We start from the raw sequence: 13,324 nt of genomic DNA on the forward strand, positions 1-13,324 counted from the left end.
TTCGGCGGACAGTGGCGCGCATCGGATCGACGAAAGGGACGTTCACGATGGACGCGACATACGACGTGGTGGTTGTCGGCGGCGGGGTGGCCGGGCTGAGCGGGGCGCTCACGCTGGGGCGGGCCCGCCGCAAGGTGCTGGTGATCGACGCGGGGCAGCCGCGGAACGCGCCCGCGCAGGGGGTGCACATGTTCCTGTCGCGTGACGGCATGCCGCCCCTGGAACTGCTGGCCGCAGGGCGCAAGGAGGTGGAGGGGTACGGCGGCGAGATCGTGACGGGCACGGTCGCGGCGGCCGAGCGGCTCGGCGACGGCGGGTTCAGGATCGTGCTCGACGACGGCTCCTCGGTCGTGGCGGGCCGCCTGCTGGTGGCCACCGGCGGGGTGGACGAGCTGCCGCAGGTGCCAGGGCTGGCCGAGCGGTGGGGCAGGGACGTGCTGCACTGCCCGTACTGCCACGGCTGGGAGGCGCGCGACCAGGCGATCGGCGTCCTCGGCACGGGGCCGCTCGCCGTTCACCAGGCGCTGCTGTGGCGGCAGTGGAGCGCGGAGGTGACCCTCTTCCTGCACACCGCGCCGCCGCTCACCGACGAAGAACGCGAGCAACTCGCCGCCCGCGGCGTCACCGTCGTGACCGGCGAGGTGACCGGACTGCAGGTGAGCGGCGACCGGCTCGGCGGCGTGAAGGTGGGAGAGCGGGTGATCCCCTGCCAGGCCCTCGCCGTCGCCACCCGGCTGAACGCCCGTGCCGGCTTCCTGGCCGGGCTCGGCCTGGAGACGGTCGAGGACGAGAGGGGCGGGCACGTGATCGGCACCCGCATCCCGGCCGACCCCTCCGGGGCGACGGAGGTTCCCGGCGTGTGGGTGGCGGGCAACCTCGCCGATCCGATCGAGAAGGTCGTCGGCGCGGCGGCGGCCGGCGTGCAGGCCGGGGCGGCCATCAACGCCGACCTCATAGCCGAGGAGACCCGCGCGGCCGTCGCCGCCCGCCGCGCCGGGGGCGTCTCATGGCAGGAGTACTGGGACGGGCGCTACTCCGAGAACACGCGCATGTGGAGCGGGAACGCCAACGCCAGGCTCGTCCGCGACGCCACGGATCTCGCCCCGGGCCGGGCGCTGGACCTGGGGTGCGGCGAGGGAGGCGACGCCGTGTGGCTGGCCCGCCAGGGGTGGCGGGTGACCGCCGTCGACGTCTCGGGCGTGGCGCTCGGCCGGGCCGCCGAGCACGCGCAGGAGGCGGGCGTCGCCGACCGGATCGTGTTCGAACGGCACGACCTGGGGGAGTCCTTCCCCGAGGGCGGCTTCGACCTGGTCTCGGCCTGCTATCTGCACGCGCCGATGGAGATGCCGCGCGAGAAGATCCTGCGCGCCGCGGCGGCGGCCGTCGTGCCCGGCGGGGTGCTGCTCGTCGTCGGGCACGGCGGCTGGCCGTCGTTCCAGCACGATCACCCCGAGGGGGTGCACTTCCCCACGCCGCAGGAGGTCTTCGAGTCGCTGGAGCCGGGGGAGGAGGAGTGGGAGGTGCTGGCGTGCGAGGAGTTCGAACGCACCCAGAACGACCCGGAGGGACGTCCGACCTTGCGCATGGACAACGTGCTGAAACTCCGCCGCCTCCGCTGACCGTTTGAGGCCGGTGGGCCGCCCCATGCCCGCCACCTCCGACTGCTCCGGAGGGAAGCGGCTGTGGCCGCCGTGCGTGGGCACCCGGTCCAGCCGCTCGTCGCGGGTGTGGGAGCGCTTGCAGGGCGGTGTCAGGCGACAACGGCGAGCAGTGAGGTCACCGCGTCGGCCAGGGCCGGGTCGCCCTGCGTGGTCGCCCGCGCGCGGGCCTCGGCCACCGTGATCCCCCGGGAGGCGAGCCGCCAGAGGTCGCCGGCCCGCATGGTGATGGTGGCGGCGGCGGGGGAGTTCGCGTCGTCGGTCATGCGCCACCCGCCGTCGGTCCTGGCCTGCCAGGTGCCGCCGCACGGGCCGGGGACGACGACGCGCACGATGGCGCCGTCCGGGCGGGACAGCTCGCGCAGGGTGTGGGGCAGCGCGCGCAGGAAGGTGTCGAGCACGGGACGCATGAGCTCCGGCCGGTCGGCCCCCGGCCGCCCGACCGCGTCCCTGATCTGCTGCTGGTGCACCCAGAACTCGGTGTAGTCGCGGGCGATGTCCAGCCAGGCGGGGCTGGGCCCCGGTCCCGCCCAGGACACCTCCAGGTGCGCGGGGGCGGTCAGGTCGAACGCGGCCCACAGCCGGTCCAGTTCGGGGCCGAGGTGGGCGAGCAGTTCGATCATCAGCTGGGGGCTGCACTGCCGGGTGGCCCGGACGAACTCGTCGTTGGTGCGGGCCAGGTAGCCCGGCAGTGTCTCGTCATCGGCGAAGCGGGCGCCGGCGAAGCCGTCGCGCCCGCCCGACAGCCGCCGCATGTAGTCGTTGAGGACGTGTCCGACCACGTCGTGCACGTCCCAGCCGGGGCACACGGTGGCTTTCGACCAGGCGCCGGCGTCGAGTGAGCCGAGGAGCAGGAGCAGTTCCCGCCGCTCCTGGGCGAACAGGGGGCGGACATCAGAAACCGGGCCGAAGATCGTCATAGGTAGTAATCTACTTTGTAAAGGCGCCGGGCTGGGCGCGGTACGCCGTCCCCTTGCCCGACAACCGCACCGGCCCCGCGGAGGCCGGGACGAAGGCCGACTGCCCTGGGCGCAGGAACAGGTTGTCGCCGACGCGGAGTTCGCCGTCGAGGCAGAGCACGATCTGGGGGAGCCCGCCGGGAAGGGCCTGCGGGGTCTCGCCGGTCAGCTCGTGGCGGGTGAGGGCGAACTCCGGGGCGGGCGGCCGGTAGTCGTACACGCCGGGTGTGTCCTGCGTGGGTTCGACGAGGAACGGCTCCCCCGGGGTGAAGTCGACGACCCGCATGAGCTCGGGCACGTCCACGTGCTTGGTGGTCAGGCCGCAGCGCAGGACGTTGTCGGAGTTGGCCATGATCTCCACGCCGATGCCGCCGAGGTAGGCGTGCGGGACGCCGGCGCCGAGGTAGAGGGCCTGGCCGGGTTGGATGGTGACGTGGTTGAGCAGGAGGGCGGCCACGATGCCGGGGTCTCCGGGATAGGCGCGGGCGATGTCGGCGTAGGGGGCGAGCACGTCGTCGTCGCGGGTGAGCAGAGCCTGTTCGGCCTGGGCGCGCAGGGGCGCGTTCGCGTCGTCGAGTATTTCGGCGAAGACGGCGCGGACGGCGTCGTCCTCGGTCCTGAGGGTCTGGATCCAGGGTTCGAGGTCGGTGAGGGCGAGGTGGTCGAGGAGGTTGGCGGCGTCGTCGGGGTCGCGGAATCCGCACAGGCCGTGGAAGGGGGTGACCGCGCAGACCATCTCGGGTTTGTGCGAGGCGTCCTTGTAGGTGCGGGTGAAGGCGTCGAGGGGGATGCCGCGGGCGTTCTCGTCGGCGAAGCCGGCCTCGGCCTGTGCGGTGGTGGGGTGGACCTGGAGGGAGATCGGGCGGCCGATGGCCAGGACCTTGAGGAGGTAGGGCAGGACGGGGCCGAAGCGGGTGGCCGTCTGCTCGCCGAGGGTGGCGGCAGGATCGTGGGTGATGAGGTCGTTCAGCGGGGTGCCTTCGACGGTGGAGGGGTCGCCGGGGTGGGCGCCCATCCAGAGTTCGGCCTGCGGCCGGCCGGTGGGCTCTGTGCCGAACAGTTCCGGCAGCGCGGTGACCGAGCCCCAGTCGTAGGGGCGGATGGTGGTGGCCAGGCGCATGGGCGCGGTGGTCGGTGGCAGGTCGGGGTGTGGCACGGCGTTGGCTCCAATCGTGGTCGGAACGGAGCGTAGCCGGGTTGGGGGTGAGGGCGTAGCCCGGGGGGTGCCGTGGCCGGGCCCGGAGCCGGGTCGCGCTGGGCGACGGCTCCGGGCCGGTGGTGTCAGCGGGCCCTGGGGCCGAGCAGGACGGGCATGGTGCGGGTGCTGTTGCCGAGCAGGGTGTCCAGTGGCGGCAGTTCCTCCAGCGGCGCGGCCGACGTCATGTCGGGGAATGCCGTGAACAGCGCCTTGAGCGCGATTTCGCCCTCCATCCTGGCCAGCGGCGCGCCGAGGCAGAAGTGCGGCCCGTGGCCGAAGGCCAGGTGGTGGGCCGGGGCGTTGGTCAGGTCGAAGCGGTCGGCGTTCTCGCCGTACTGGTCGGGGTCGCGTCCGGCGGAGGCGAAGCAGGCCAGTACGGGTTCGCCGGTTCGCAGGGTGATGCCGTCGATCTCGACGTCGTTGACGGCGTAGCGCATCGGGAAGTAGGCGATCGGCGAGTCCCAGCGCAGTGTCTCCTCCACGGCGGTGCTGTAGGGGCATGTGCCCGAGCGCAGCAGGTCGAGCTGGCCGGGCGCCTGGAGCAGGGCGCGGATGCCGTTGGTGATGAGGTTGACGGTGGTGACGTGTCCGGCGATGAACAGCAGTTCGATGGTGGCGAACAGTTCGTCTTCCGACAGCCGTCCGCCGTCTTTTTCGTGCAGCTTGAACAGGTCGCTGATCAGGTCTTCGCCGGGTGTGGACCGGCGTTCCTCGATGACCTGGTCGAGGAGTTCGCGCAGTTGTTTGCGTAGCTCGGGTGAGTCTTCGAGGCCGCCGACCTGGGCGACGGCGTCGGTGAGGCGGTGTAGTTCGTCCTGGTGGGCGGCCGGGATGCCGATGAGTTCTGAGATGACCTCGCGCGGCAGCGGGTAGGCGAACTCCAGTCGCAGGTCCACCGGTTGGCCGGGTGGCAGTTCCGCGAGGTGGTCGATGAGCCGGTCGGTGAGCGTCTCGATCCTGGGGCGCAGCCGTTCGAGGCGCCGGGGTGAGAAGGCGGCGCTGAGCGGCATGCGCAGGCGGCGATGGGTTTCGCCTTCCGCGTTGAGCATGGAGGTGTCGGTGACGATGCGGTCGATGGCCGTGCCCGGTGGCATGGTGTGCCGGTCGGGCCAGTGGCGTAGTTCCCTGGACAGTTCCGGGTGGGTGAGCACGGTCAGCAGTGTGGCGTAGCGGGTGGCGGCCCAGGCGGTCACGCCTTCTGCGGTGACGGGCACGAGTGGGCCGGCCGCGCGCAGTTTGTCGTTGTCGGTGTGCAGGTCACGGGTGGCGGGATCGAGGATGAAGCGGCTGTCGTCGGTCATGGGTCATCCCGTTCGTCGTGGGCTGACCGCCAGTGCGGTCACGTCGATGCCGGGGTCCTGGTCGAGGAAGAGGTCGCGGACGAGTTCGCCGGCGGCTGGGGCGTTGCACAGGCCGTGGCCGGAGAAGCCGGTGGCGTACAGGAAGGCCGGTGGTCCCGGCTGGTGGCCGATGAAGGCGGTGCGGTCGGGGCTGGCGTCGCGCAGGCCGGTGACGGCCGTGTGCAGGGCGAGCCCGGTCAGGCTCGGGTAGGTGGCCGCGAGTTGCGTGGCCACGCCTTGCCGCCAGGCTTGCCTGTCGGGTCCCGGGTAGCCCATGCCGATCAGCAGCCGGTTGCCGCGTATGCGGACGAGCAGGCCGCTGGCGGCGTGCAGGGTGACCGGGATGTCGGGTGTGCCGGGCGGTAGCGGGTCGGTGAGGAGGAGTTCCTGTTCGATCGGTTCGGTGAGTGGCAGGTCCACGCCCGCGCAGCGGACGAGCGAGGTGGACCAGGCGCCGGCGGCGCACACGATCGCGTCGGCGGTGATGTCGCCGTTGGCGGTTTGGACGCGGCCTGCGTGGATGTCGATGGAGGTGACCGGGCAGCCGGTGCGCAGGGTGGCGCCGGCCTGTTGGGCCGCCTCGGCGTAGGCGGTGACGATGGCGGTGGTGTCGGAGATGTAGGCCTGTGGCGAGTAGGCGGCGGCCAGCAGCGGCAGGTCGCCGATGAGCGGGTTGAGTTTCCTTGCCTCTTCCGCGCTGATGAGGTCGACGTCGACGCCGGCGGCGTGCTGGTCGGGCAGGTCGGCCTGGAAGGCGGTGACCTGGTCGGGCTCGCTGAACAGGACCAGGTAGCCGACCTGCCGCATGGGCAGGTCGGTGCCTGGTCTGGTGGGGAAGGCGTGGTAGGCGTCGAGGCTGCGGACGGCCAGTGCCGAGCTGATCGGGTTGCCTGCGAAGTAGGAGCGGACGACGTCGGCGGTGGCGCGTGAGGCGCCGGAGCCGAGGGTGCCGCGTTCCAGCAGGGTGGTGTCGACGCCGGCCTCGGCCAGGTGGTAGGCGATGGACAGCCCGATGACGCCGCCGCCGATCACTACCACACGTGGCCCCATCATGCCGGCTCCAGGACGCGGCGCATGGTGTCGCCGCTCTCCCAGGGGAACATGTGCAGGTTCCAGCTTCCCAGGCAGTTGCAGTAGAGGGCCATGTGGGCCATGGCCGCGACGAAGTCCTCGTGGCTGTCGACCCGCTCCAGGCTGGCCAGCAGGCGCTGGGTGAAGTTCCACAGGGTGTCCAGGCCGCAGTAGCCGAGGAATTCGGCCGGGGTGTGGGCGAGCTGGCGGGTCATCTGGCGCAGCCATGGCATCGGCATGCCGTCGAGGGCGGCGCGGACGAGGCCGCCGTAGCAGCTGTAGCCGAGTGGGCGGGTCTCGCCGTTGACGAACAGCAGTGTGGTCAGGACCGTCTCGTAGCTGCCTGCCTTGGATGGGATGCGTCCGGCGTGCAGGTCGACGAGTTCGCGGGGTGGTTTGGTCCAGATGCGTTCGGTTTCTGCGTGGACTTCGGTGATGAGCTGGTTGAGCTGGGGGTCGCCGATGGGCAGGCGGGGCAGGACGTGGCCGCCGGGGCCTCCGGCGCGGCGTACCTCGGCGATGATGGGTTCTTTGGTGGTGTAGACGGAGTTCCATACCTCGCGGCCGGCCTGGACGAGGGCGTCGAGGTCCTCTTCGGCGACCTGGCCGACGGGGGTGGCGGTCATGGGTTCGGTCAGTTCGCCGTATTTGATGCCGAGGTGCTGCAGTCGTGAGCAGAACAGGGTGCCGTCGGGGACGGTGCGCCGGTCGACGCGGTACTCCACGGGCGCGTGCAGCAGTGTGTGGACCGGGGCGAGGTGGTAGAGGTGGTACCCGGCGACCAGGGCGTGTCCTTGGAGGCTGCGGTAGGGCAGTGCGTCCCACAGGCATTGGGCCAGGGAGCGGTTGCGTTCGTCGAGTTCTGCCCGCACGGTGATGCCGAGTTCGGGCCAGGCGATTTCCACACGCTTCGATTCGTTCACAATACGTCACTCTATAGTTACGTTTTGTGGTAAATTCTGCGGGGGTGCGGTATTTACCGCTGCTTGACCTGCTCTCCTGGCAGATCGCCCGCCCAGATGGAGGTCGCGTCCAGGTATGGCCGCAGCAGCGCGGACAGCTCCGGATCGCCCCTGCCGTTGAGCTCGTCGGAGGCGATCTTGCGGGCGACCCCGGCGACGACGTCGGCCACCTGCACCCGCGCGTCCAGCGTCGACTCGACCAGCCGAAACCCGGCCAGCCGGCCCTCGCCCGCCATCCGCCGCATCAGGGCGACGCGTTCCTCGGTCAGCGTCGTCTGCCTGTCGTGGACGATGGAGACGGGCCGCCCGCCCGCGCCCCAGTGGACGGCGGCCCGCACGATGGCGGGCATGAGCGGGTCGAGCGCGGGCAGGACGTGCGGATCGGCCAGCAGGTGCGCGTGGAAGTCCTCCACGCGCGGCCTGGCCCGCCACAGCAGCTCCATGATCTCGCCCGCCGCGCCGCCCGTGCCGCGCAGCTCGTCGACCAGGCGGTAGGCGTCCTCGACCGAGACGATGACGCCCTGGCCGTTCTTGGCGCGCAGCAGGTAGTTGAACGCCTCCAGGAAGGCCGTCCACCGCAGGGGACCGAACGCGGCGCGGCCCTCCCGGTAGAGGGCGAGCGCGAGCGGCGCGCCGGCCGCCGGCAGCTCGGCGATCTTGCCGGCCATGTGGAAGGCCTTGTCGACCAGGAACACCTGGACGTGGCCGAGGACCGGGCCCGAGGGGCCGAGCATCCAGCGCAGCGCGGCCCTGTGCTTCTCGCGCAGGATGTGGTTGGCCTTGTACTGGGTGGCCGGCGACGGCGCCCGCGCGCGCAGCTCGGCGATGCACGCGGCCGCCTCGGCGTGCTCCATCAGCACTCCGGCGTGCGCGAACACGTCGGTGTTGCCGCCGACCAGCTTCTCTCCCTCCGCGCCTGATTCGTCGCACGCGATTTCGAGGGGCTTGACCACAACTTCCGAATGTAGTCGCGGCCCCGCGCCCGCCGCGAGCCAATATCGGGCTCAGAGCTGGGCGCGGGCGAACTGCTGGTGCTGCCCGCTTGCGCACGGATACTGCTTGAACTGCACGTCGTCGGCCTGCGAGGCGCTCGGCAGGTCCGCGCACTTGCCCGAATGCCTGGCCACCAGCCGCACGTAGCCGCCGCCCGCGTCCTGCAGCGTCCACTGCTGGTTGGTGCCGCTCCCGCACGTGTACTGCTGCACCGCGGCCCCGTCGGCGGTGCTCGCGCCGTTGACGTCCAGGCACTTGCCGGAGTGACGGGCGACGACCTGCGCGTAGCCGCCGCTGATCGACTGGATCCGCCACTGCTGGTTGGCGCCGCCGCCGCAGGCGTACTGGACGACGGCGGCGGCGTTGTCACCCGAGGCGCCCCGCACGTCGGCGCACTTGCCCGAATGGCGCACCGTGAGGCGTTCGTAGCCGGTGCCGGTCGTGGCGATGGTGCCGGCGGCGGCGTCGAGGGTGAGCTGGCGGGCGTAGGACAGGCTCATGCTGGTGCTGCTCGGGAACCGCACCGGCAGCCACACGTAGCGGGAGTCGTTGACGGGGCCGCCCCAGGCGCCCGCCCACCGGTCGCCCAGATACAGGTAGGAGGTGCCGGACGTGCCCTGGACGGGCAGCACGTAAGCCGGTTGCGAGCCGAAGGTGAGCGAGTCGCCGGCGTTCTGCCAGGCGCTCCAGGAGCCCGTGATGCTGGTGGCGGTGGCGTACTTGGCCTGGTTCGGCTGCCAGCCGGTGGCGCCGGAGGTCAACAGGAAGTAGACCCCGTCGCGCTTGAACATGGCGGGCGCCTCGCGGTGGTCGCCGTCCCACATCCGCGCCAGCGTGGCCACGTCGGTGTAGTCGGCGGTGAGCCGGTAGACGTGCAGGTCGTAGTTCTCGTCGGCGGCCGAGATCATGTAGCCGACCCCGTCGGTGTCGACGAACGCGGTGATGTCACGTGACATGTGGCCGAGCGGGCGGAAACTGCGCAGATAGGTGTAGGCGCCGTCCACCGTCGTCGAGACCGCCACGGCCGCCCGCGCCTCGCCGTAGTCGCGGCCGTTCTCCTTGTGCATCCACATGACGAAGCGGCCGGTCGCGGCGTTGTAGACGACCTTCGGCCGTTCGATGTTGGCGACCTGCAGTTCGGCGGCGCTGGACTGGGTGAGCACGTGGTTGCGGAACTCCCAGGTGCGCAGGTCCGTCGAACGGTAGGCCGAGACGTAGCGGAAGGTGCCGTCGGCGTTGCGGTTCTCCCCGAACCAGTAGTAGGACGAGCCCACCTTCAGCACGCCGCCGCCGTGCGCGTGCAGCAGGTTGCCCGACGTGTCGGTGAACTGGGCGCCGACCGGCACCGTGACCGGCGCCGCCGTCGCGGGGCCGGCCGGTGACAGCGCGAGGACCAGGCACAGCCCGGCCAGGAGGGTGAGCAGGCGGGACATCGCGTACGTGCTCCTCTCCGAGGTAACCGGCTACCTGCGCTGGACGCTAAACGCGGCCCATCGGGGCGTCAACGCGCGATGAAACGTTCATCGGCGAGGCCGTGGAGACCAGGGATGCTGAGAGGTATGAGAGCACTGTGCGCCATCGGGGCCGGCGCGGATTTCCGGCATTCGGTGCGGTCGTTGAGGGCCCGATGACCGCGACGCTGATCGCGGAGATCCGCGAGGAGGCCCTCAGGGCGCGGGCGACGGCGGCGCCCGAGTTGACGTTCGGGTTGTGGCGTCGCTTCGCCGACCACGGGGAGCGGTCGGCGTACGAGGGCGTCTACTTCGAGCGGCGTCGCCGGCTGGTCGCGCTCATCCTGGCCGCCCACCTGGACGGGCGGCCCGACCCGGCGCTGGACGACCTGCTGTGGTCGGTGTGCGACGAGTACGCCTGGGTGCTGCCCGCCCACGAACCGGACGAGGGGCCGGTCAACGCGTTCGTGGACCTGTTCGCCGCCGAGACCGCCCACACCCTGGCCGAGGCGACCGCGCTGCTGGGCGGGCACATCGACGCGCGGGTGCGGGCGCGCGTCCGCGACGAGGTGGATCGCCGGGTTCTGCGTCCCCTGCGCGCCGGGCCGATGTGGTGGGAGAGTGCGGATCACAACTGGGCGGCGGTGTGCGCGGGCGCCTCCGGGATGGCGGCTCTGGCCCTGGACTCCGAGCATCTGCCCGTCCTGCTGCCCCGCCTGGTGCGGGCCATGGAGTCGTTCCTGTCAGGCACCGGTCCGGACGGCGCCTGCTTGGAGGGGCCCGACTACTGGGCCTACGGGTTCGGATATTTCGTATATTTCGCCGAAGCTCTGCGTGAACGGACAGGCCAGGACCTCCTCGACCGCCCCCACGTACGGCAGATGGCCGCCTACCCCGCCAGAATCGACTTCGGGAACGGCCGGCGGCCCGCCTTCGCCGACTCCCACGGCCGCGGCCTCTACCCGTCCGGCCTGCTGCACCGGCTGGCGGCGCGCCTCGACGTCCCCGTCCCCGGCCGGCCCGCACCCTCGTCCTTCCACGACGACCCCTGCTACCGCTGGGCCCACCTCAGCCGCACCTTGTGGTGGTCGAACGAGCCCACCCGCCCGGACGCCGCGATCGTGCGCGCGCGGCCCGAGTCGCGGGCGTACCTGCCGGACGCCGCCATCGTCGTGGCCAGGGCCGGCGGTACGGCCTTCGCCGCCAAGGGGGGTCACAACGACGAACCCCACAACCACCTGGATCTCGGCCATTTCATCATCCACGCGGGCGGCCAGAGCGTCCTGGACGATCTGGGCGCGCCGCAGTACACGCGTGATTACTTCCGGGAGGGGCGCTATGAGGTGCCGCAGGCGTCGGCGCGGTGGCACTCGATCCCCCTCATCGACGGCGCCGCCCAGCTGCCGGGCAGAGATCGCCGGGCCGAGGTCGTGACCCACGTCAGCCGGCCCGGCTCACTGACCTTCGCCCTCGACCTGACCGCCGCCTACGCCGCGCCTCGGCTCGCCCGCTTCACCCGCACCTTCCACTGGCGCCCCGGCACCCTCGAACTCACCGACGCCTTCGACTTCACCGACGCCGGCTGCCTGGTCGAGGAGCTGTTCATCTCCCGCCGCCGTCCCGTGGCCGGGCCGGGGGTGATCAGTTGGGGCGCGGTCGAGGTCGCCGTCCCCGCGCCGTGGCGGGCCGCGGTGGAGGAGCAGGAGGTACGCGGCCACGACGGCGTCCCCGAGATCGTCCACCGCGTCCGGTTGAGCGCCCGCATCCCGTCGGGCGCCCACCGATTCGTCTTCACCATCCACCCCGGTTCGGAGGTCCCGTAGGACGCTTCGGTCGCAGGCGTCTCCTCGGTAACGGCAGGTCAGGGCCGGTGCACATGGTTGCCGCCCCGGACCTAGGCTCGAAATGGAGGGACATGGCCATGGACATCAATATCGTGCTCATCGTTATCGCCTTCGTCCTCTTCGTCGTGACGGCCACCGGGATGAGGATCGTCAACCAAATAGAACGCGGCGTCGTTTTCCGCTTCGGCCAGGCGCAGAGGGAGATCAGGCAGCCGGGACTGAGGTTCCTGATCCCCGTCGTGGACCGTATGCGGAAGGTCAACGTCCAGATCGTCACCATGCCGATCCCGACGCAGGAGGGCATCACCCGGGACAACGTCTCGGTACGGGTCGACGCGGTCGCCTACTTCAGGGTGCAGGATCCGATGCGGGCGGCCATCGAGGTGCAGAACTACCTGTTCGCCGTCGAGCAGGTATCGCAGACCTCGCTGCGCTCGATCATCGGCAAGAGCGAACTGGACGACCTGCTCACCAACCGGGAGGAGCTCAATAAGGGCCTGGCGCTGATGATCGACAGCCCGGCTCTCGGCTGGGGCATCCACATCGACCGGGTGGAGATCAAGGACGTGCAGTTGCCGGAGGCGATGAAGCGCTCCATCGCGCGGCAGGCCGAGGCGGAACGGGAGCGGCGCTCCCGAGTGATCGTCGCGGACGGCGAGCTGCTGGCCGCGCGCAAGCTGGCCGACGCCTCGGAGATCATGTCGCAGACCCCGGCGGCGCTGCAGTTGCGGCTGTTGCAGACGGTGGTGGAGGTGGCCGCGGAGAAGAACTCGACGTTGATCATGCCGCTGCCGGTGGAGCTGCTGCGCTTCTTCGACCGGGCCACGACCCAGGGCGCGGCCGTCGCCACCGCCCAAGGCGAGGCGGGGACGGCGGAAGCCGAGCGGATCCAGCCCGAGCCCGAGCCGGGACCGGAGGCCCTGCCGCGCTCCGAGCCCGAGCCGCGGCCCGACGCCCTGCCGCGGCCCGAGCAGCAGCCGGGCGCCTTGCCGGGCCCCGAGCCCGAGCAGCAGCCGGACGGCCAGTCACGTCCCGGGTCGGTGCCGGGCCAGGCGAGCCGGGGGTAGCCGGCAAGCGTCAAGACAGCGTATGAATACGGGCCTCATCCGTCAGGATCGCGTGGGCGTCGCGCCCCGGAGCGCCGCCCGCCCCCGATAGTGGGAATGTCGTCATCCGGAAGGCGGGGCCGTGCACATCGTCAGTTCCCCCATCTCGGCCGGCCGCAAGCGGGCCGCCGGGGTGGGGATCGAGCAGTTCCACCATCCTCGGCCGGTCGGTGTCGGGGGCAGGCGCCGTCCGCGTCCGACCCCGGAGCGGGAGCGGCTGGTGGCGGGCCTGGCCGGGCGGGTTCTGGAGCTGGGCTCGGGTGACGGCGTCAAGCTGGCCTGCTATCCGCCGGCGGTGGAGGAGATCCTGCTGGTGGAGCCGGACCCGTTCCTGCGGGCGGCGTCCAAGGCGGTCGTGGCCGACCTGCCCGCGACCCCGGCACGCCTGCTCGACGGCGAGCTGACCCGCTTCCCCGCGCCTGACGCCTCCTGCGACGCCGTCGTGTGCGCCCTGATCCTGTGCTGCTCGGGCCGGCTCGCGGAGACGTTCGCGGAGATCAGGCGCGTGCTGCGGCCGGGCGGCGAGCTGCGCTTCTACGAGCACCAGCGCCCGCGCAGCCACCTGGTCGCGCTGCTGAGCGGCCTGGTGACCCCGCTGTGGTCCCGCGCGGCCGGCGGCTGTCATCCCGCCCGTGACATCCTGGCCGCCATGCGGCGGGCGGGCTTCGCCGTGGAGAGCGTGGAGCGGTTCGCCTTCCGGGGCTTCGACCACGTGGTCGGCGTCGCCCGGCCCCGCTGAGGC

Annotated in this window: 11 protein-coding genes; 4 read left to right on the forward strand and 7 right to left on the reverse strand. The window is 71.6% G+C overall.

The genetic code is table 11. From position 1 onward, the window contains the following. Positions 1-47 precede the first annotated feature (47 nt). Positions 48-1,619, forward strand: a complete 1,572-nt coding sequence (locus ACFOY2_RS28805; protein WP_379531214.1) for an FAD-dependent oxidoreductase — start codon at positions 48-50, stop codon at positions 1,617-1,619. A gap of 131 nt (positions 1,620-1,750) precedes the next feature. Here ACFOY2_RS28805 and ACFOY2_RS28810 read toward each other — a convergent pair whose 3' ends face one another. From ACFOY2_RS28810 to ACFOY2_RS28840, 7 genes are all read right to left on the reverse strand, one after another. After that, complete coding sequence (locus ACFOY2_RS28810) at positions 1,751-2,578, reverse strand: maleylpyruvate isomerase family mycothiol-dependent enzyme (RefSeq protein ID WP_379531215.1); 828 nt, start codon at positions 2,576-2,578, stop codon at positions 1,751-1,753. Positions 2,579-2,588: 10 nt separating this feature from the next. Next, entirely contained in the window at positions 2,589-3,773 is a 1,185-nt protein-coding gene (gene manA, locus ACFOY2_RS28815) for a mannose-6-phosphate isomerase, class I (RefSeq protein WP_379531216.1), read from the reverse strand. 125 nt (positions 3,774-3,898) lie between these two features. Then, complete coding sequence (locus ACFOY2_RS28820) at positions 3,899-5,116, reverse strand: cytochrome P450 family protein (RefSeq protein WP_379531217.1); 1,218 nt, start codon at positions 5,114-5,116, stop codon at positions 3,899-3,901. Positions 5,117-5,119: 3 nt separating this feature from the next. Beyond that, a complete protein-coding gene (locus ACFOY2_RS28825; protein WP_379531218.1) occupies positions 5,120-6,208 on the reverse strand; it encodes an NAD(P)/FAD-dependent oxidoreductase in 1,089 nt (362 codons plus the stop codon). Next, positions 6,205-7,149, reverse strand: a complete 945-nt coding sequence (locus tag ACFOY2_RS28830) for a cucumopine synthase-related protein (protein WP_357818636.1) — start codon at positions 7,147-7,149, stop codon at positions 6,205-6,207. Before ACFOY2_RS28830 ends, ACFOY2_RS28825 begins: the two co-directional genes overlap by 4 nt. 53 nt (positions 7,150-7,202) lie before the next feature. Further along, the gene (locus ACFOY2_RS28835; RefSeq protein WP_379531219.1) at positions 7,203-8,141 is read right to left on the reverse strand and encodes a hypothetical protein; all 939 of its coding nucleotides are present in this window, start codon (positions 8,139-8,141) and stop codon (positions 7,203-7,205) included. A 51-nt stretch (positions 8,142-8,192) separates the two neighbouring features. Beyond that, complete coding sequence (locus tag ACFOY2_RS28840) at positions 8,193-9,614, reverse strand: RICIN domain-containing protein (RefSeq protein ID WP_379531220.1); 1,422 nt, start codon at positions 9,612-9,614, stop codon at positions 8,193-8,195. Positions 9,615-9,808: 194 nt separating this feature from the next. Here ACFOY2_RS28840 and ACFOY2_RS28845 point away from each other — a divergent pair, with 194 nt between their 5' ends. From ACFOY2_RS28845 to ACFOY2_RS28855, 3 genes are all read left to right on the forward strand, one after another. Further along, positions 9,809-11,455 carry a hypothetical protein gene (locus tag ACFOY2_RS28845; RefSeq protein WP_379531221.1) on the forward strand — a complete coding sequence of 549 codons (1,647 nt, stop codon included), beginning with the start codon at positions 9,809-9,811 and terminating at the stop codon, positions 11,453-11,455. Between the two features lie 98 nt (positions 11,456-11,553). Continuing rightward, entirely contained in the window at positions 11,554-12,543 is a 990-nt protein-coding gene (locus ACFOY2_RS28850) for an SPFH domain-containing protein (protein ID WP_379531222.1), read from the forward strand. A 121-nt stretch (positions 12,544-12,664) separates the two neighbouring features. After that, positions 12,665-13,321 (forward strand): class I SAM-dependent methyltransferase, encoded by a 657-nt coding sequence (locus ACFOY2_RS28855; RefSeq protein ID WP_379531223.1) that lies wholly within the window; start codon positions 12,665-12,667, stop codon positions 13,319-13,321. The last annotated feature ends 3 nt before the right edge of the window (positions 13,322-13,324 follow it).

This window comes from Nonomuraea purpurea, from assembly GCF_042650645.1.
Taxonomy (GTDB): domain Bacteria; phylum Actinomycetota; class Actinomycetes; order Streptosporangiales; family Streptosporangiaceae; genus Nonomuraea; species Nonomuraea purpurea.

Excerpts from the sequence above, each read along its gene's own strand:
- ACFOY2_RS28810 (WP_379531215.1), bottom strand. The coding sequence starts at position 2,578 with ATGACGATCTTCGGCCCGGTTTCTGATGTCCGCCCCCTGTTCGCCCAG.
- ACFOY2_RS28840 (WP_379531220.1), bottom strand. The coding sequence starts at position 9,614 with ATGTCCCGCCTGCTCACCCTCCTGGCCGGGCTGTGCCTGGTCCTCGCG.
- ACFOY2_RS28820 (WP_379531217.1), bottom strand. The coding sequence starts at position 5,116 with ATGACCGACGACAGCCGCTTCATCCTCGATCCCGCCACCCGTGACCTG.
- ACFOY2_RS28805 (WP_379531214.1), top strand. The coding sequence starts at position 48 with ATGGACGCGACATACGACGTGGTGGTTGTCGGCGGCGGGGTGGCCGGG.
- ACFOY2_RS28845 (WP_379531221.1), top strand. The coding sequence starts at position 9,809 with ATGACCGCGACGCTGATCGCGGAGATCCGCGAGGAGGCCCTCAGGGCG.
- ACFOY2_RS28850 (WP_379531222.1), top strand. The coding sequence starts at position 11,554 with ATGGACATCAATATCGTGCTCATCGTTATCGCCTTCGTCCTCTTCGTC.
- ACFOY2_RS28825 (WP_379531218.1), bottom strand. The coding sequence starts at position 6,208 with ATGATGGGGCCACGTGTGGTAGTGATCGGCGGCGGCGTCATCGGGCTG.